At 62.9% G+C, this 18443-nt stretch carries 17 protein-coding genes; 6 read left to right on the top strand and 11 right to left on the bottom strand.

All coding sequences use genetic code 11. The annotated features are described in order from the left end of the window. The first annotated feature begins 53 nt into the window (after window positions 1-53). Window positions 54-674: a class F sortase gene (locus INT40_RS11050; protein WP_193071256.1), complete on the top strand. Its 621-nt coding sequence runs from the start codon at window positions 54-56 to the stop codon at window positions 672-674. An 87-nt stretch (window positions 675-761) separates the two neighbouring features. On the opposite strand, the gene INT40_RS11045 is transcribed toward INT40_RS11050, so the two are convergent. The 5 genes from INT40_RS11045 to pdxH all read right to left on the bottom strand — a co-directional run bounded on the left by INT40_RS11045 (window position 762) and on the right by pdxH (window position 5818). Then, on the bottom strand, window positions 762-1826 hold the full coding sequence (locus INT40_RS11045) for a universal stress protein (RefSeq protein WP_101574567.1): 1065 nt from the start codon (window positions 1824-1826) through the stop codon (window positions 762-764). A 141-nt stretch (window positions 1827-1967) separates the two neighbouring features. Beyond that, window positions 1968-2468 (bottom strand): HNH endonuclease, encoded by a 501-nt coding sequence (locus tag INT40_RS11040; RefSeq protein WP_101574568.1) that lies wholly within the window; start codon window positions 2466-2468, stop codon window positions 1968-1970. A gap of 453 nt (window positions 2469-2921) precedes the next feature. Further along, window positions 2922-3743 (bottom strand): C40 family peptidase, encoded by an 822-nt coding sequence (locus tag INT40_RS11035; protein ID WP_101574569.1) that lies wholly within the window; start codon window positions 3741-3743, stop codon window positions 2922-2924. Window positions 3744-4214: 471 nt separating this feature from the next. Then, complete coding sequence (locus INT40_RS11030) at window positions 4215-4901, bottom strand: metal-dependent transcriptional regulator (RefSeq protein ID WP_101574570.1); 687 nt, start codon at window positions 4899-4901, stop codon at window positions 4215-4217. Between the two features lie 245 nt (window positions 4902-5146). Then, on the bottom strand, window positions 5147-5818 hold the full coding sequence (gene pdxH / locus INT40_RS11025; RefSeq protein ID WP_193071255.1) for a pyridoxamine 5'-phosphate oxidase: 672 nt from the start codon (window positions 5816-5818) through the stop codon (window positions 5147-5149). Between the two features lie 157 nt (window positions 5819-5975). Here pdxH and serC point away from each other — a divergent pair, with 157 nt between their 5' ends. Then, window positions 5976-7133 (top strand): phosphoserine transaminase, encoded by a 1158-nt coding sequence (gene serC / locus INT40_RS11020; RefSeq protein ID WP_193071254.1) that lies wholly within the window; start codon window positions 5976-5978, stop codon window positions 7131-7133. Between the two features lie 266 nt (window positions 7134-7399). Here serC and INT40_RS11015 read toward each other — a convergent pair whose 3' ends face one another. The 5 genes from INT40_RS11015 to INT40_RS10995 form a co-directional block, all read right to left on the bottom strand. Further along, complete coding sequence (locus INT40_RS11015) at window positions 7400-7897, bottom strand: DUF456 domain-containing protein (protein ID WP_101574572.1); 498 nt, start codon at window positions 7895-7897, stop codon at window positions 7400-7402. 149 nt (window positions 7898-8046) lie between these two features. After that, window positions 8047-9306, bottom strand: a complete 1260-nt coding sequence (locus INT40_RS11010; protein ID WP_193071253.1) for an MFS transporter — start codon at window positions 9304-9306, stop codon at window positions 8047-8049. An 8-nt stretch (window positions 9307-9314) separates the two neighbouring features. After that, the gene (locus INT40_RS11005; RefSeq protein ID WP_193071252.1) at window positions 9315-10298 is read right to left on the bottom strand and encodes a DUF3027 domain-containing protein; all 984 of its coding nucleotides are present in this window, start codon (window positions 10296-10298) and stop codon (window positions 9315-9317) included. Further along, window positions 10298-10678 (bottom strand): cold-shock protein, encoded by a 381-nt coding sequence (locus INT40_RS11000; protein WP_101574575.1) that lies wholly within the window; start codon window positions 10676-10678, stop codon window positions 10298-10300. The genes INT40_RS11005 and INT40_RS11000 overlap by 1 nt, the downstream gene beginning before the upstream one ends. A gap of 430 nt (window positions 10679-11108) precedes the next feature. Then, a complete protein-coding gene (locus INT40_RS10995; RefSeq protein WP_101574576.1) occupies window positions 11109-11339 on the bottom strand; it encodes a hypothetical protein in 231 nt (76 codons plus the stop codon). A 72-nt stretch (window positions 11340-11411) separates the two neighbouring features. Between INT40_RS10995 and INT40_RS10990 the strand changes: the two genes are divergently transcribed. Together INT40_RS10990 and INT40_RS10985 are read left to right on the top strand one after the other, a co-directional pair. Then, entirely contained in the window at window positions 11412-13580 is a 2169-nt protein-coding gene (locus tag INT40_RS10990; RefSeq protein ID WP_226831165.1) for a helicase-associated domain-containing protein, read from the top strand. A gap of 58 nt (window positions 13581-13638) precedes the next feature. Next, the gene (locus INT40_RS10985; RefSeq protein WP_101574577.1) at window positions 13639-15273 is read left to right on the top strand and encodes a DNA repair helicase XPB; all 1635 of its coding nucleotides are present in this window, start codon (window positions 13639-13641) and stop codon (window positions 15271-15273) included. A 419-nt stretch (window positions 15274-15692) separates the two neighbouring features. On the opposite strand, the gene INT40_RS10980 is transcribed toward INT40_RS10985, so the two are convergent. After that, on the bottom strand, window positions 15693-16652 hold the full coding sequence (locus INT40_RS10980) for an EamA family transporter (protein WP_226831163.1): 960 nt from the start codon (window positions 16650-16652) through the stop codon (window positions 15693-15695). Between the two features lie 239 nt (window positions 16653-16891). Between INT40_RS10980 and INT40_RS10975 the strand changes: the two genes are divergently transcribed. After that, window positions 16892-17491, top strand: coding sequence for a CGNR zinc finger domain-containing protein (locus INT40_RS10975; RefSeq protein WP_226831161.1), 600 nt, complete (start codon window positions 16892-16894; stop codon window positions 17489-17491). A 194-nt stretch (window positions 17492-17685) separates the two neighbouring features. After that, a complete protein-coding gene (locus INT40_RS10970) occupies window positions 17686-18441 on the top strand; it encodes a response regulator transcription factor (protein WP_009881891.1) in 756 nt (251 codons plus the stop codon). The last annotated feature ends 2 nt before the right edge of the window (window positions 18442-18443 follow it).

Below are 18443 nucleotides of genomic sequence, written 5' to 3'. Positions count from 1 at the left end.
ACTCGGTGGCGGTCACTGCTGCAGTGGCCGCCACCGGCATATGAAAGGAAAGCATGACGCCACGCATACTGCGCAGCTGGTGGTCCTTCCCGGTCACTGTCGTCATCATCGCACTTATCTGCGCAGGGGCATGGATGCTCGTCCAGGGACTCTCTGATGAACAGAGCACCGTCGAGGACGACGCTCGGATCCAGCTGGAAGAGCCCCCAGACGAGGCCGAGGTAGAGGATATGCAGATCGAAGCCCTCGACGGAGACTTCCAGGTCCCGTCGGTGGGTCTGGATACCGGGCTGGAATCCATGACCGAAGTCAATGGCGCGATCAATCCCCCGGGGCTTCACAACGGCTATGTGGTGCGCAATCACGGCACCCCTGACCACCCCGAACGCGGCACCACCTACGTTGCCATTCACTCCGTGCAAGGTGCCGAGCTGCCAGGGAACACACTCATCGATGTCGATGCAGGCACGGCGGCTGTCGAAACGGGCGAGTCGGTCACTCTCCAAGACCGCGACTACACGGTGACCGACTCCTACACTGTGTCCAAGACGGACATCTCCGGAGATGATCGCGTGTGGGCCGATGAACCTGGCCGCCTCGTCATCCTCACCTGTCTGCAGCGCGCCTCCGGTCGTTCAGCTGACAATGTCGTCATCGAGGCCGTCGCCGACTAGCAGCTCAACGGACGGTCCCGAACCGACCTACGCGACATCCACAGACCGACTTGAGCAAGTATCGCTGATCCGACGCCGCCACCCACGTCACAGCCCTGGTTCGGGAGTATCCCCGTCGTGTCGACGCTTGTTGTGGTCGCGAGTGACACGAACGACCATGGTCGGGCACTGTGAGTACGGGAGCACAGACTGCGAGGTCGAACCGAGAAGCAACCCTGCGAAGCCTCCACGGCCACGAGAACCGATGACAAGCACCTCGGCGGTGTCAGAGGCACGGACGAGCACCTCGGCGGGCTGGCCGTCGAACAGAGTCCAGGTGACATCGAGGTTCGGGAACTCGGCCTGCAGGTGCTGTTTGGCCACGACGAGCTTATCGGCGCCTTCGTTGACAAGCCGCTCGAGGTCGGCGGTGCTTGGCAGCCATTCGGGGCCGATCACGGTCGTCGTGATGACGGCAACGATGTGCAACGGCGACCCTCGGCGCACGGCCAGTCGAGCTGCCTTCCACAATGCCGGAGACTCTGCGCCGAGGGAATCGACACCGACGACGACCTTGCCGTCGAAGCGCAGCCCTTCGATGGCTTCAACATTGGGGTCAGGCTCTTCGACGACGATGCCGTCCTGTCGGATCGGTCGTGAGGATGTGGGGTGCGCGGTCTTCTCCACATCAGACTGCCACGAGGCGGGCACGACGACAGTTGGGCACGCGGAGTGAGCCGGGAGGGCGCTGGACACAGTGCCGAGCAGACGCCCAGCGAATCCGCCTCGACCGCGGGAACCGACAACGGCCAGGCTTCCCGACTTCGATTCGTCGATGAGGACACCGGCGGCGTCGCCGATTTCGATCACGGCTTCGACCGGCACGCCGGCCGCCTTCACCTCGGCGGCGGCTTCTTTGAGGGTATTCGTCACTGCCGCCCGGATCGACGTGTCATCGATCGGAACGTAGGAGACGTCGATCGCGGCTGCAGCCACGCTGGGGATCGTGTAGGCCCCGACCAGACGGATCGGCTTGCTCAGCGACCTCGCTTCCTGGATTGCCCACGCCAGAGCATTGCGGCTGGGTGGCGAACCGTCGATGCCGACGACAACAGCGTCAGGCTCCCCCGCAGGTGCTGCATCGGCGTTCGGGGTTCGGTCTTGCTCGTTCATCGCAAGCTCCTCATCTTGAAGCGAACTACTCTCGTGTCCACCCTAAATCAGAATCAGGGCAAGGCCTCCGCCTATGTCACATCGTTATCGGAAATGGGCCATAGTGCGGACATTGCTCCGGTGGCCTGGAAGGGTGTCGCTTCAGGCAGCCTGGGAGAGTTCCAGAAATGGGCGCCATTGTTCGACCGGTTTCTCAACCCCGCGCATCCAGAACTGCCCGGTCCGCGGCTCCCTGGGCTGGAAGCTGAGCTTCCACCCGATCTCGGCCAGCGTCCTGTTTCCCTTGCGGTTGTTGCACTCACGGCAGCAGGCAACGAGGTTCTCCCAACTGTTGACCCCACCGCGTGAACGCGGAACGACATGATCGACCGTCGTCGCAGGCTTCGCGCAGTACGCGCAACGGTGGTTATCCCGGCGCAGCACGCCCCGCCGAGAGAGCGAGACCCGGCGGTTGTGGGGCGGCCTGACATAGCGGGTGAGCAGAATGACCGATGGCTGGTCGAGGTTCAGGTGCTCAGATCTCACCGGAACATCCTCAGCGGCCAGGACCGTCGCCTTCCCCGTGAGCACTAGGACCACTGCCCTGGTGAACGGAACGATCGACAGTGGTTCATATCCGGCATTCAGCACGAGAGTCTTCATATCCCGCCCCTCATCTTCATGTGAGTGCGGACCCGGTCGATCGACACGGACCCGGGAAACGCAAAAGGCGCCGTGCCGCAGCACAACGCCTTGAAAGAAGGGACAGACACAGATATGTACTCCGCGCCAGTAACTGGAGCGGATATTCGTCCTATGCGACTGTGGCCCATCTGATTTCCCATCACTTACGCCAACTCAATCTTTATAAGACTAACGCCAACCCTCCCCTGTGACCGAATTCATATCGCTCGCGTCACGGATTCTTTCCTCGCCGTTCACCTGAGCGGGCGGTGGACACCGCTTCCTGCCCTCCGGGAAGGAACGTCCACCCAATCTGCGAAGGGGAGCACCGCAAAACAGGAGATGGGAACTTCAGACAAGCAAGAGACGCAAAAACTCCCCGCCTGATTCGAGGACCGTCGAGTCAGGCGGGGAGTTTTGGTGTGAACTAAATCAGAGAACGCGGATGAAGGTGACGTTGCCCATCCAGCTGTAGCTGCGCTTCGAGGTGCCTGAACCTGGGGAACCGGCATCGTACATCTGTCCGCCACCGGCGTAGATGCCGACGTGGCCGGGGTGCCAGATGAGGTCACCGGGCTTGGCTTCAGACTGCGAGACGACCTTGCCGGCAGCCTTCTGTGCACCTGAGCTGCGAGGCAGGTTCACACCGACCTTGCTGTAGACCCAGGCGGTGTAACCGGAGCAGTCCCAGCCGCTCTGCGAGGTTCCACCGTAGACGTATGGGGTTCCGACGCCTTTGGCTGCCCAGCCCATGACCTGCTCGGCCTTGGAGCCGTCGATCGAGCCGGCATCATCGGAGCCGGAGTCTTTGCTCTTGTCACCGGAATCTGAGGAACCGGCTGTTGCGGAATCGGATGAGTCGCCTGAAGTGTCTTCGGCGGCCTCAACGGGTTTTGGCTTAGGCGCTGGTTTCGGAGCAGCCTTGGCGGTGACGGTCTGGACGTCGGCGTTGAAGGAGGAATCCTGCTTCTTGTCCTTGTCCTTGGACTCGTCAGCAGCATTGACGGTGGCCGTCTGGTTCTGGTATTCAACCTGCGTGTGAGCTTCTGACTCGGCGGAGACTGCGACGTTGTCGTCGGCTCCCTGTCCTGCTGCTGGAAGGACTGCTGCGGTGAGCAGGCCACCGCTGGCAGCAACAACGGCTGCACGGCGTCCGAAGACGGCGGAGTTGGCATTCAGGATTTCGGTCAGTTCGGTCAATGGGGTCTTGACCTTGGCTTCAGCGGCGCGGCGGCCATGCTGCTTAATTGCCACGTTTCCCTCTCGTCACCTATTGGAAGAATCCCAACCGCCACTCTCGGTCCTCAGAGATTTTGCATCGAGCGTGGCGTTCGGCTCTCGATGCAAAGTCGTCACTTTCGTGAACGACCTCCACAACTGTAACCAATCGGTCACCGATTGTCACGTTTCTGTCACGAACCACGGAGGTCATCCCTGAGGTTTTCCATAACACTCCAGGTCAGACCCCCTATAGGGATGGAAATATTCGTAACATTTGCTCGTAATACGACACGGCCCAGGGGGTGAAATTCCACTCCCTGGGCCGTGCCCACCAAACGGTTTATAACAAATCGATCCTGTTCGAGACCTTCGGTCGTGACCGGACTGTCTTCGGTGGTGACGGGACTGTCTTCGCAGAGATCATGCAGATGCGACTCGCTCCTCAAAGACGCCCCGCCCGTCAGAGCAGGACTATTCCTTGAAGGCTTACTTCTTTTACTTCTTTTACTTCTTATAGGCGAACACGTGTGAGGCTGTGTCCAATGGCAGATCGAGCACGTCCTGTGCCCCGGGGACCTGAACCGTGATGTACTCGCCGTTGCGTGAGATCTCGACATCACTGTCGGGCAGGACACCAGCGACCTGGAACTGCTGCAGGAGGTGGATGTCGACTTGCAGGGGTTCTGCCAGCCAAGCGATCCGCAGCTCCTTCGCCCCGTCGCGAGCCACAGCGGTCGCCAGATCGACAACCTCGGTGCCTGGCGCCAGCTTTCCGCCGATCACGTCGAGACCGGGGATCGGGTTGCCGTACGGGCCTGAGGCCGTCTCTGGAAGCAGAGCGATGAGTTTGCGTTCGACCTGCTCGCTCATCACATGCTCCCAGCGGCATGCTTCGTCGTGGACGAGTTCCCATTCGAGTCCGACGACATCGGCGAGGAGCCGTTCGGCCAGACGGTGTTTGCGCATCACTTCGGTGGCGATCCGACGACCCTCGGCTGTCAGCTCCAGGTGACGGTCGTTGCTCACATGCAGAAGTCCGTCGCGCTCCATTCTCGCCACGGTCTGTGAAACGGTGGGACCGGAGTGATCCAAACGTTCGGCGATCCGGGCGCGCAGCGGCACGATCGACTGCTCCTCAAGCTCGATGATCGACTTGAGGTACATCTCAGTTGTATCAATGAGGTCGTTCACTTAAGACCAGCCACTCCACTCTTCGTCTTCAGGCCCATTCGACCATTTCAGGCGTTCTCAGCATCAATCCTATCTCGCGTACAGCCGATCTCGTGCCTTCAAGCGACGTCGACGTCTGTTGCCCGTCGGCTCATGCTCGGCGAACTCCCCGGTCGGCCCATCGATCATACCTTTGCCTGTCCCGCTCAACACTGGCAGTGAACCGAATATTTCTCCAAGGTGTACCAGCCCAGGGGCCGTTCAGATCATGGGTAAAGACGAACAGGGTTCCACTCGGTCGCCTGCGACAGATCGGCAGGTTCGTGGCTGCCATCGGCACGTCGGAATGCCCAGCGGTCGTGGAAGCGGTTCTTCTGTCCCTGCCAGAACTCGATCTCGAAGACACGAACTCGGAACCCGCCCCAATGCTCAGGCCGGGGCACATCCTTGTCCGCGTACTCTGCAACGGCAGCATCGTATTCTGCCTGCATCTGTTCGCGGCTGCCGACGATCTGGGACTGCTTCGAGACACTGGCCGCGATCTGGGATCCATGGGGACGGACAGCGAAGTACGCGTCCGAGTCCTCGGTGGCGGCCACCTCGGCGAGGCCCCGGATCCTGACCTGACGTTCCATGTCCTGCCAGGGGAAGTTCACGGCCACTCGGGGATCGGCACGCAGCTGACGCCCCTTGGCGGAGTCGTAGTCGGTGAAGAACATGAACCCGGACTCGTCGATGCCTTTGAGCAGGACGATCCGCGAGGACGGACCCCATTCGTCGAGGGTGGAGACCGTCATCGCGTTCGGTTCGCGGACATGCTCCGCGGCCTCGTCGTACCACTGTCGAAACAGCGCGAGCGGCGAGACCTCCGGATGGTCGAAGGTCGGGGACTCGTAGGACTTCCGGGTCTGCGGCAATCGGTCGACTGGCTCACTCATACCTTCACTCTACGGCGAGCCGGTGCCACTCGTCAGGCCATGAACCCACAAGTCACACCCGCGTGACCGCCCAACACGACTCGATCCGAGCGTGACAAGTCTCAACATGACGATGCCGGTCGTCGATCACACATGGGTGCGCCGTAGAATGTCGAGCGTGACTGCCACGAATATAACGATCCCAGACGAACTCCTGCCCGCCGACGGACGATTCGGAGCCGGTCCGGCCCGCATCCGCAAAGCCCAGATCGAGGCGCTTAACTCCTCCGCCACCGATGTGCTGGGCACCAGCCACCGCCAAGCACCCGTGAAGAAGCTGGTCGGTCGCATCCGCACCGGCCTGGCCGAACTCTTCAACCTGCCCTCCGGCTACGAGGTTGTCCTGGGCAACGGCGGATCCACCGCTTTCTGGGACGTCGCCACCTTCGGACTCGTGCGCGAGCGGGCCGCACACGCCACCTTCGGCGAGTTCGGCCAGAAGTTCGCGAAGGCCACCGATGAGGCCCCTCACCTGCAGGATTCCCTCATCGTCAAGGCCGAACCGGGCACATCGGCCGTCCCCTCCCCCGCGTCCCTCGCCGAGGCGACCGGAAATTCGGATGTCGCGGCCGATGTCTATGCCTGGCCGCACAACGAAACCTCAACCGGCGTCGCCACCACGATCGCCCGCCCCGAAGGCATCGACAATGACGCGCTCGTCGTCATCGACGCCACATCCGGTGCCGGCGGCCTGCCCGTCGAGATCACCGCGACCGACGTCTACTACTTCGCACCGCAGAAGAACATGGGCTCCGACGGCGGCCTATGGGTGGCGATCATGTCGCCCAAGGCCATCGCCCGCGCGCAGGAGATCAAGGACTCCGGCCGCTGGATTCCCGCGTCGTTGGATCTCGTGACCGCGATCGAGAATTCGCGTAAGGACCAGACCTACAACACTCCTGCGGTGGCGACCTTGGTGCTCCTGGCCGAGCAGATCGAATGGATCAACGGCAATGGTGGTCTCGAGTGGGCTACTGCCCGGACCCGTGAGACCTCCGGTTACGTCTACGACTGGGCCCATGCCGCCGAGGTGGCTCATCCCTACGTTGAGAACCCTGAGGATCGCTCGTCGGTCGTGACCACCATCGACTTCGACGATTCGGTCGACGCGGCCCTCGTCGCCTCGGTGCTGCGCAACAACGGCATCGTCGACGTCGAGCCCTACCGCAAGCTGGGCCGCAACCAGCTGCGCATCGCTACGTTCGTCTCTGTCGATCCCGAGGACGTCAAGGCGCTGCTGGCCAGCATCGACTTCGTCATCGACGCCCTGGCCTGAAGTCGCGTCACTGACGCCGGCCGAGGAGTCTTCTCGGCCGGCGAGGCTCTGGGCCAGCGACCTTCTGGGCTAACGACATTGTCGGCTAACGACGTTCTGAGCCAGTACATCGAGCACCCCGCACCGTCAGCACCGAAACGACCTGTTGCCCGGGTTGTCTTCGGCACGGACGGTGCGGGGTGCTCAACTGCCTGTCGGCAAAGCAGCTAACTGGAGGACTTGCGAGCACCGGTGCGTGGCGCGGTGCGGCACGCGTCTGAGTGTCCTCAGCCGAGGAAGTGGATGAGGTTTCCGATTCCGAAGGTGATGGCGGCCAGCAAGGCGAGCACGAACTCGATGGCGGTGCCGATGCCGATCGCCTTGAGTGATCCCCAGCTGGAGGCCCACGCTTCCTTGGCATCGTGAAGCCGGGTGTGTTCGGCGAGGTAGAGCCCGGCGATGAAGCCGATCGGCAGTCCCACGACGGGAATCACGAAGAATCCGATGATGCCGAGGACACCGGCCAACAGCACGGACCGGTTGGGGACGGCCATCTCCTTGAGTTTTCTGCCCGTGAGCACCAGGGAAGCGCTCATCCCGCCGGCGACGAACACTGCGACGACGGCGAAGATGATCCAGGCCATCGGTCCCCCGATGACGATCGCCCACACCAGCACGCCGATGGCGATGAGGATGGATCCCGGCAGGACGGGAAGGATGATGCCGAGGCAGCCGACCAGGATAGCCAACCCGACCAGCACCGAGGTGAGAATGTCCGCGTTCACTGTCTGTCCGATCTGTTGCTGTGCTGCTCAGTTGTTTGTTGCCTAGTTCCCTAGCCGCTCAGTTACATACGAGCGTCCCCGATCTTAGGCGATGCAGATCCGCGAGTGGCTCAGGGAGAGTTCAGAGACCAATACCGCCACCCCGGATCTCAGGGGCGACCGAGGTAGCTGACGTGGAGACGGATCCGAGACTTGGGGTCATAATGCAGTCGCAGGTTCTTCGCCACGATCATCCACACCAGCCCGACGGCGAAGGCGATGATGCCCGAGGCGGCTCCGACACCCATCGCCATCCGAGGCCCGTACAGGTCAGCGACCCAGCCGGCCAGCGGGGCACCGATAGGCGTGCCACCCATGACGACGGCGGCGTAGATGGCCATCACCCGACCGCGATAGTGCGGCGGAGTCGTCGTCTGCACATAGGCGTTGGCTGAGGTCATCATCGTCAGCGATGCGAAGCCGACGAATATCAGCGACGCCGCGAAGACATAGTAGTTGGGTATCAGGGAGGCGGTTCCCACCGCGAGGCCGAAGCCTCCTGCAGCTCCGAAGATGAACCGCAGCCTCGGCTTCTCTCGTTTCGCCGAGGCAAGTGCCCCAGTGACGGATCCGATCGCCATGACGGAGTTGAGCAGGCCGAAGCCGGAGGCGTCCTTGTCGAATTCGATCTTGGCCATGGTGGCCGTATAGATGTTGAAGTTGAATCCGAAGGTCGCGACGATGAAGAGGACGATCAGCACGATCGTCACATCGGGGCGTTGTCTCAGGTACCTGAACCCGCCCAGAATCCCGCCGGTGCCACGGCGCCTCGTGGGATGCAGCCGGGTCTGATCCAAACGGATGAGCACAGTCAGGGTCGCAGCGAACCCGAGCCCGCTGATGAGGAACACCGGTCCGGCACCAATGACTGCTGTGAGGACTCCGGCGACGGCGGGACCGATCATGCGTGCACCGTTGAATGATGCGGAGTTGAGACTCACGGCATTGGGAAGCAGTTTCTCACCGACGAGCTCAGAGACGAAGGCCTGTCGGGAGGGATTGTCGAGGGTGGCCAGGATGCCCAGAGCCAAGGCCGTCATGTAGACGTGCCAGAGCTGAATGGTGTCGGTGATGACGAGGACGAACAGCAGCAGCCCCACAGTGCCCAGCAGGGTCTGGGTGACCATGAGCAACCTGCGTTTGGAGAACCTGTCGGCAATCGCTCCGGCAAAGGGGAACATGATGAGCTGCGGGCCCATCTGCAGCGCCATTGTGATGCCCAGGGCCGAGGCGTTGTTGTGTGTCAGGTAGGTGAGGACGATCCAGTCCTGGGCCGTCCTCTGCATCCACGTTCCGGTGTTCGAGATCAGGGCACCAGCGAACCAATGTCGGTAGTTCGGCTCTGCCAGTGACCGGAACGTGTGCGCCATCGAGTGTCTCAGCCCTCCTGGAACTCGAGTTCGCCGGCGGAGTAGTCATCGACGACGGCTTCGGCAGGCTCGTTGCTCTGCCGACTGACGTCGGTCTCAGAGTGGGCTCCGCAACCGAAGTCGAGCGCGACGACCTTACCGTCGGCCGGTGACCACCCGTTCGCACAGACCCCGAACTTCTGTCTCAGTGATCCCGCGATCGGCAGGAAGTACCCGCAGCTGGAACAGTGCGCCGAGGCTTTTGCAGCGAAATCGGATTCCCCGCCGGTCTCCGACTCGGCCCACCTGGTCGCGGCAGCTGAGATCCCTTCAGGTGAGAGGACCCGGCGGCGGCCGAGTCCGAACTCAAAATTCGGGATCTCGTCCAGATTACCGTCCGAGGTCTCTTCGAGCTGTTCGAAGCCCTGCTGCAGGTTCGGATCGTCCTCCACCTTCGGCAGAGTGTCGCGAGGGGTCAGATCGCCGGGCTCGACCCGCTGGTCCCAGGGGACCCATTCGGGTGCGACGAGGGAATCGGGGCCAGGCAGAAGGGCCGTCTCGCAGACCGTGACCTTCTTGGCCCGAGGAGCACGGGCGAGGACGGCGACCCAGCGCCAACCGCGATAGATCGGATCGGTGCACGCGAAATAGTGGGTGACCAGGCGGGTACCCTCAGCCAGAGTGCCCAGGTGGTCACCGATCACGGAACTACCGGCCACCTCGGCGATGGCGGAACGTGCCGTGTCGATGGCTGCGGCCAGTTGTGTGTCCAGAACGATCTTCTCCGAACTCGCCCGCGGGGCCTTGGCCGGCTTCGCCGGCGCAGCAGCCTCAGCCTGTGCCGGTGCAGCGATCCCTGCCGCCTCAGTCTGGGCCGGAGCAGCGGTCTCAGCAACCGCTGCGGTCTCCGCATTGTTTGGGGTCTTCGCAGCCGACGCCGCCTGAGCGGGCGCAGGGTCGTTCGTCGGCTCGGCACTCCGGCCGGCCATCCAATCACTGAAGAGTGATGACATCAGGACTCCAAATCGTCGGCAATTGCCCGCAACAGTGAGGCTACCTTGTTCCCGTGGGAAGAGTCGGGGTAGCGGCCGTGCTGCAGTCCGTTGTTGAGGTCATCGAGTACTTTGATGACATCTTCAACCATAACTGCCATGTCTTCGGCCGGACGCCTGCGGACCTTCGCAACCTTGGCGGGGCCGGAGAGCAGGCGGGCCTTGAGGACCTGGGCTCCGCGACGGGAATCGACCACATCGTAGTCGAGGCGGGTGCCCTTGGTGACCTCGGCGCCCTCGGGCAGAACTGAGGAGTGGAGGAAGGCCTGAGAGCCGTCCTCGGCGGTGACGAAGCCGAAGCCCTTATCGACGTCGAACCATTTCACGCGTCCGGTTGGCATGATGTCCTTTCCTGGTGATGCTCGTAGTTGGTGTAGCTCGTAATGGGTGGTGCTCGTACGTGGTGAAGCTCAGTGGTGGAAGTGCTCGGCGGTGCCTGGCCTCAGGATCGGCCACGATCGCTTCGGTCACCAGCAGTTTCGTCTGACTGCGACAGCGCGGCCCTGGCTCTGCGCTGTTCCCGAATCCGATCCGGCAGTGTGCTCGCGCATCTTCTCATCAGTCGAACTCAGCGATCGAATATCTGCTGAAGCGCTGCGCTGTCACTCTCGGCTGCCCGGATCGCCCGGATGCGGGCGTGGACTGCGGCCAACCTCGGCTCAAGGCCGTCTGTGGAGGTGGGTGCCCGACGCTGTCTGCGCGATCGTCCCGCGGAGAGGCGATCAACTCAGCCCAAGTGACTGTGTCGCTGACAGCACCAGCGGCCGAGTTTCAGCTCTGGCCCACCTCTGTCTGTCTGCGTCTCAGTGCTGCTCTGACCAGGGTCACCGCGACCAAGGCGAATGCGATCGGGAGGAGGATCATCGGCAGGTATGTCAGCAGGTGCGAGGGCGCGTAGCCCATCCAGGCCTGACCCAGCACACCGATCAGCGCCAGCGCACCGACAAGGGCGGCGGCAACGGCTACGACGACGATGGTGGTGTCGACACGTTTGGCTGACAATGCTCGTCCTTTCCGAGATCCGAGAAGCTCTTCTGCCCATCTATTGTAACCCTCGGGCTAAACTGAACAGCGATGTCAATGACCTTCAGCCAGTGGCTGTCCCACAGTTCCGATACCGACTTCGAGTCCTTCGTCCGGACTCGTCGCGATCTCCTCCAACCCGAGTCCCCGACGATTCCTTCGCTGGCCGCGGCCGCTTCCTCGCGCATCGGCGTCTCCCGGGGCATCGAAGCGCTGACTTCGGCACAGCTCGACGTCTTCATCGACTTGGCCAAGGCCGCACGCACCACGGCCGACATCAACGTGGGTGAGAATCGTCATATCGACGCTGCCCTCGCCGAGGTGGTCCTCCCCCGACTGCGCGACCTGGGCCTGGCCTGGCCCTCGTCCTCCCCCACCGAGGCGGCATCGCCGTCTGAGTCCACCTGGCGGATCCAGTCGGAGGCCATCACACTTCTGCCCACCTCGGCGGCCGAATCCGCCCGGGCACATCCGTGGCAGGCGGACACGTCCGGGATCGACTCGAGCACCGAGACGATCCCGACGGCACTCATCCACAACAGCGAACGAGCCGCCGTGGCGGAGGTCATCTCCTCCCTGCGCGGTCTCGTCGATGAGCTGGCGAGCTCGCCGATCTCGCGCCTGACCAGCGGCGGCATCTCCAAACGAGACGTCACCCGGATCGGGAAGACCATCGATCTGAGCCTCGAGCAGACGATCACACTGCTCCTGGCAGCGAAGTCACTGAACCTCATCGGCGTGCTCGATGACCCACTGGATCCGCAGTGGACGGCCAGCGACGACGCGGCCGATGTCCTCGAAGGCGACAGGGCAGAACTGTGGGCTGCACTCATGACCTCGTGGCTGCGCGAAACCCTCGACGTCACCCAGTTGGCGGCTGGGGCCAGCGCCAACGAACGCCTCACCGTCCTCGCCTCGCCGAAGAAGTCCCTGTTCAAGGGCTTCAGCCAGTCGCAGCCGACGATGCCGCTGCTGCGCTTCACCATCCTGGAGATCCTCGCCGACATCGGTCAGGGGTCCTCACGATCGGCCGAGTGGATCCACGCGCAAGTGCTGGACAGGCGTCCACTCATCCCAGCCCACGAATTCGCGATGACAGAGGCGATCCTGCACACCGCTGGTGCCTTCGGCCTGGCGACGACCCCGCTGCAGAATTCCGAGCATTTCGGGCCCAGCAGGTTCGGTGTTCTCCTCGCAGCGGGCCTTCGGTCTGCGATGAGTAACCAGGCCGCCCAGGATCCCTCGATCGCACCGGTGAACTTCAGCCTCGAGGGCCTCGACGTGCCCAGCGACGTCGTCGACGCGGTCCGCCTCGGGCTCGTCGATGAGGTCGAGACCGTGCTCATCCAGTCAGATCTCACGGCCGTGGCGACCGGGCCCATCGAACCCCGTGTCCACCACATTCTGCGTAAGTTCGCCGTCGTCGAAGCGCGCGGGCAGGGAACCGTGTACCGCATCGATGCCGACACGATCGAAGCGAGCATGCAGACCGGCATCAATGCCGAGGATGCCTTGGCCCAGCTCGCCGAGATCAGCGCCGAGCCCCTGCCCTCGACACTGAACTTCCTCGTCGAGAACACGGCGTCGAAACTGCGCCGCGTCCAGGTTGCCGGAGCCCGTGCCGTCCTCGTCGTCGACGATCCCGTCGACCTCGACGTCATCCTCTCCGACCAGGCCATGCTGCCGGCCGGTCTGGAACGTCTGGCACCGACAGTGGCGGTCGGGCAGCTGGGCCCAGAACGCACCATGCATCTGCTCGAGTCCGCCGAGCACCATGCCATGCTGCACTCGCCGTCCGGGCCGGTGCGCAAACGCAAGGTCATCACCCAGGCCGATCCCGAGGTGCACCTGCGCAAACGTGCACGGGTCGACGATGCCCACCTTGATGATTACATCCGCATCCTCCGCTCCCCCGGAGCTCGCGCGGCACCGGCCACGAGCACGGATGAGCCGCTGGGACACATGGATCGCCTCCGGGAGGCCGCCGCGGCCAGTCAGCAGGTCACGATCACGCTCGCCGACTCGCATGGGAAGGAACGCGTCATCGAAATGCTCCCGGCCACCGTCAACGGTGGACGTGTGCGCGGCAAGGTGAAGACCACCGGCGCCGAGGCGTCTCTGTCGATCGCACGCATCGTCAGCGTCGATGTGGTCGGCGACGAGTCCAGCGACCGGTCTGACGGGTCCGGTAGGTCCGACGGGGTGGAGGAACAATCCTGAGGCCACAGACGTTAGGCCCTCGGAAGTCACCTCGGCGTGGAAAGAAGCAGGAACTTACATGAACGGTCCGTTGATCGTGCAGTCCGACCGGACTGTGCTGCTGGAATCGGGGCACACCCTGGCCGTCGAGGCGGCCGTGGCGATCGCGCCGTTCGCTCAGCTCTCGCGGACGCCGGAGTACATTCACACGTACACGATCACCCCCTTGGGGCTGTGGAACGCCCGCGCCAGCGGACATGATGCGGAGTCCGTCGTCGACGTCCTCCTCGAGTTCGCGAAATACCCGGTGCCCCATGAGCTGCTCGTCGACATCGTCGACATCATGGACCGGTTCGGAGTCCTCACCCTCATCGAGAATCCGATCCATGGACTGACCCTGACCTCAACGGACACCGAGCTGCTCGCCTCTCTCATCGAGCAGCCGGACCTGGTGGGCAAGTTCGGCAAATCCCTCGACGCCGAATCCGTCCTCGTCCATCCTTCGGAACGCGGTGAGCTCAAGCATGCGCTGCTGCAACTGGGCCATCCTGTCTCCGACCATGCCGGTTATGTCGACGGCGAGGCCCACGAGATCGCCTTGTCCGATGACGCCCATGGTGGTCAGTGGCATCTGCGTGACTATCAGAAGGAAGCGATCGACCATTCCCTCAGCGGTGAGTCCGGTGTCGTGGTTCTGCCCTGCGGTGCCGGCAAGACCATCGTCGGCGTGGCCACGATGTCGCGGGTGCAGACGACGACGCTGATCCTTGTGACGAACTCGGTGGCCGCCCGGCAGTGGAAGGACGAGATCCTCGCCCGCACCTCGCTGACCGAGGATGAGGTCGGTGAGTACTCGGGGTCGACGAAGGAGATCCGACCGATCACCATCGCCACCTATCAGGTGCTGACGACCCGCCGCAAAGGCTCCTACCTGCACCTGGAGCTCCTCGACGCCAAGGACTGGGGGCTGGTCATCTATGACGAGGTCCACCTCCTGCCCGCACCGATCTTCCGTCTCACCGCGAGCCTGCAGGCCCGGCGACGCCTCGGTCTCACCGCCACACTGGTGCGCGAGGACGGACGTGAGGATGAGGTGTTCTCCCTCATCGGCCCCAAGCAGTACGAGGTTCCGTGGAAGGAACTCGAACGCATGGGCTACATCGCCACCGCGTCCTGTCATGAGATTCGGGTCCGTCTCGACGGCGGGACACGCACGGCCTATGCACGTGCCGACGGTGAGGATCGGTACCGGCTCGCGGCCACCTCGGATGCGAAGCTGCCGATCGTGCGCGAGCTCGTCGCCGACCATCCCAATGCACAGATCCTCGTCATCGGGCAGTACCTCGATCAGCTCGAGGAGATCGGGGCCGGCCTCGACGCCCCCGTGCTGACCGGGCAGACTCCGGAATCGCAGCGCCAGGAACTCTTCCGCGAATTCCGTTCGGGACAGATCCCTGTGCTCGTGGTGTCGAAGGTCGCGAACTTCTCCGTCGACCTGCCGGCCGCCTCGGTGGCAATCCAGGTCTCCGGTGCCTTCGGCTCCCGGCAGGAGGAAGCTCAGCGACTGGGTCGGATCCTGCGACCGAAGGAAGATTCGGGCTCCGCGACGTTCTATACCGTCGTCGCCGCCGACACAGTCGACGAGCACTTCGCGGCCCAGCGTCGCCGCTTTCTCACCGAGCAGGGCTACAGCTACGACATCGAGGTCCGCTGAGGGGACCACGCCGCTAAACCACTCCGACGTCACTAAACCGCCCCGGCGCCGGGCGCAATTAGTGACGTCAGGGAGGTTTAGCGAAGGCTGCCACACCGCTCAACCATCTTCCGGGCGCTGGTCAATCCCACTAAACGTTGCTCGGCGCCCGGACGGTGGCCGATAGGCAGACGAATCCCCCATTCGCGGAGACAGCATCAGCGGGTGGTGGAACGGATGGTGGCAAGCGGGCGGGAGTCTGCTGATTCTACTGGCCGGGATCATCGTGACTTGTCGCGCTGGAATACTGAAGCCCGAAAGCGAAGTCGCCTAAAGCAACCCCGGGCCGCTCACCCTCATGCGCATACTTGAGCGTGCGTCATCGAGTGCGCCCACAAGTGCGCCTCCTCGCCTACGCCCACTCGTAATGGAGGTCAGCCTCAGACCGCAGCGAGCTCCTCGGCCCGGACGATGACCTCGCGGGAGGCCACTCGGCGGGCCAGGCGCGCCTCGCCCCATTTGATGAAGCCGACGCCGCCGACGATGAACACACCGCCGAAGAGTTGGATGGGCGCTGGCATCTCAAACAGGATCAGCCAAGCCACGATGACGGAGAATGGAACCTCGATGAGGTTGACGAAGGAGCCGACCGTGGCCCCGATGTAGCGCAGTCCCAGGATGCCCGTGATGTAGGCGCCCACTGTGAAGACGACGATCATCGCCATGGGCAGGATCCAGGAAACCGCGTATCCGCCGAAGTCGACGTCGGCGGTGACGATGCCGGCAGGCATAACTCCCGAGAACACGATGATGGACATGGCCAATGCGCCCACGCCCATGCCCAAGCCGGTCAGCGCGACCGGTGGAACATTGATGGAGTCCTTCGCCGAGACCAGGAAGTAACTGGCCAGGCAGACTGCCGCGGCAAGTGCCATGATGACGCCGAAGATGCTGATGTCGGAGTCGCGGAGGTTGAGGACAAGCACCAGCCCGAACATCGAGATCACCACCCCGATGAAGGTCACGGTCGCGGGACGGGCCCGGGTACGTGCCCAGATCCAGAACACGATGAGCATCGGTGCCGTCATCTCCAGCAACAGCGCAACAGCGACGGTGAGGTGCTCGACGGCGACGAAGTAGAAGCCCTGCACACCTGCCATCGACACCAGCCCGTAAGTGAGCACGGTCTTCCAGTGCCGGCGCACCTCATCCCAACGTCCACGCAGAGCGATGAGGCTGGGGATGAGCAGCAGAATGGCCGAGCCCGCGAGGCGAATGAGGACGACGGAGCCAGGAGTCCACCCGATCGCATACATCGTCTTCGCGATCGGGCCTGAGACCGCGAAGAAGAACGCGGAGGCCAGAGTCAGCAGAAACCCCATGACGACGGTGCGATTCATTCTTGACCTCCTGAGATGCGCGCGGACTCGACGTAGGACTCTTTCCCTCGCCGAGGTGGTTGTGATGAGTGGATGTGAACTGCGGACGTACATGTGGTGCAGTGCAGTCACGATGCTGCTCGCGGCCGATATGTGCGATGCGGCGCGTGATGATGCGACAGCGTTGTCCGCCTTGACCAGTATTTCCCACCACCATGAAATGAGTCAAATACACTTTGACCCTTACATGGTGTGGCAGAATGTCATTCACAATGACTTTCGCCTACGACATTCGCTCGAATCTCACCATGCTCGTCGATCTCCTCAACACCTCCGGCACCATCGCCGAGGCGGGAGATGAGCTGACGACGACTGCCGGACTCCACGGATTCGCTGCCCGACACGACTTCTCCGGCCCCTTCCAGGCCACGAAGCCCGACGTCGAGGAGACTCGTGAGCTGCGTGAACGATTTGCCGTCGTGCTCGACTCGAGCATCGATGCCCAGACCGATGCTGAGGTCGAAGCGGGCGAAGAAGGCGTCGTCAATGAGGTGAATATCACGCTCCGCGAGACCGGCGCGCTGCCACAGCTGGTCAAGCATGGAAGCTGGGATTGGCACCTGCACGCAGTGGGGCAGGCGGCGAGTCTTGCCGATCGCGTGGCGGCCGACGTCGCCCTTGTACTCATCGACCTCATCCGCAGCGGGGACCTAGACCGACTGGGACGCTGTGCGGCGGAAGACTGCGGAGCCTATCTGGCCGACTTCAGCCGCAACCGCTCGAAGCGCTTCTGCGACACCGGCAACTGCGCCAACCGCACGCACGTGGCCGCCTTCCGGGCCCGCCAGGCAGGCTCGTGAGGTCGAGCCTGCCTTCTCTGTGTGCAGGCTGTGCGCGAGCGCAAATATTGCTCAATTCGTCACACCATTCCTGAGAGCGCATGCGGCGCTTCGGGGCTCACAGGACTTTCCCGAGAGTTTTTCAGTGACCTGGCTCACAATCGCATTCAGGTAACTGTCAAGCGACTCTCAGAATTGATATTCAGACTGGATGCATGACTACAGCAAACGATACCGACATCGAAGCCACACTCCTCGTTGTCGACGATGAGCCCAATATCCGCGAACTCCTCTCGACCAGTCTGCGCTTCGCCGGCTTCGACGTCGTCTCGGCCGCCAATGGTGCTGAAGCTCTTCGTCTGGCCGAGCAGACCAACCCTGATCTCCTCGTCCTCGACGTGATGCTGCCGGACATGGACGGCTTCACAGTCACCCGTCGCCTGCGCCAGATCGGCATGAATGCTCCTGTCGTGTTCCTCACCGCCCGTGATGACACTTCGGACAAGATCACCGGCCTCACCGTCGGCGGCGACGACTATGTCACGAAGCCCTTCAGCCTCGAAGAGGTCGTCGCCCGCATCCGCGCCGTGCTGCGTCGGACCCGCAGCCTCGAAGACGAAGAGAACGCCGTCATCATGGCCGGCGATCTCGAACTCGATGACGACACTCATGAGGTGCGTCGCTCGGGAATCCTCATCGATCTCTCCCCCACCGAGTTCAAGCTGCTGCGCTACCTCATGCTCAACACCAATCGGGTGCTCTCGAAGTCTCAGATCCTCGACCATGTCTGGGAATACGACTTCGGCGGCGACACCGGAATCGTCGAGTCCTACATCTCCTACCTGCGACGCAAGATCGATGTTACGCCCGAGACAGACGCCGCAGGACACCCTGTGGAGATGGAGTGGACACCGATGATTCAGACCAAGCGCGGTGTGGGCTACATGCTGCGCACACCGGAATCCAAGTAGTC

It is taken from the genome of Brevibacterium sp. FME17, from assembly GCF_014897515.1.
Classification (GTDB): domain Bacteria; phylum Actinomycetota; class Actinomycetes; order Actinomycetales; family Brevibacteriaceae; genus Brevibacterium.
The sequence above is the reverse complement of the archived record's forward strand: the minus strand, read 5'-3'. Positions and strand labels throughout refer to the sequence as shown.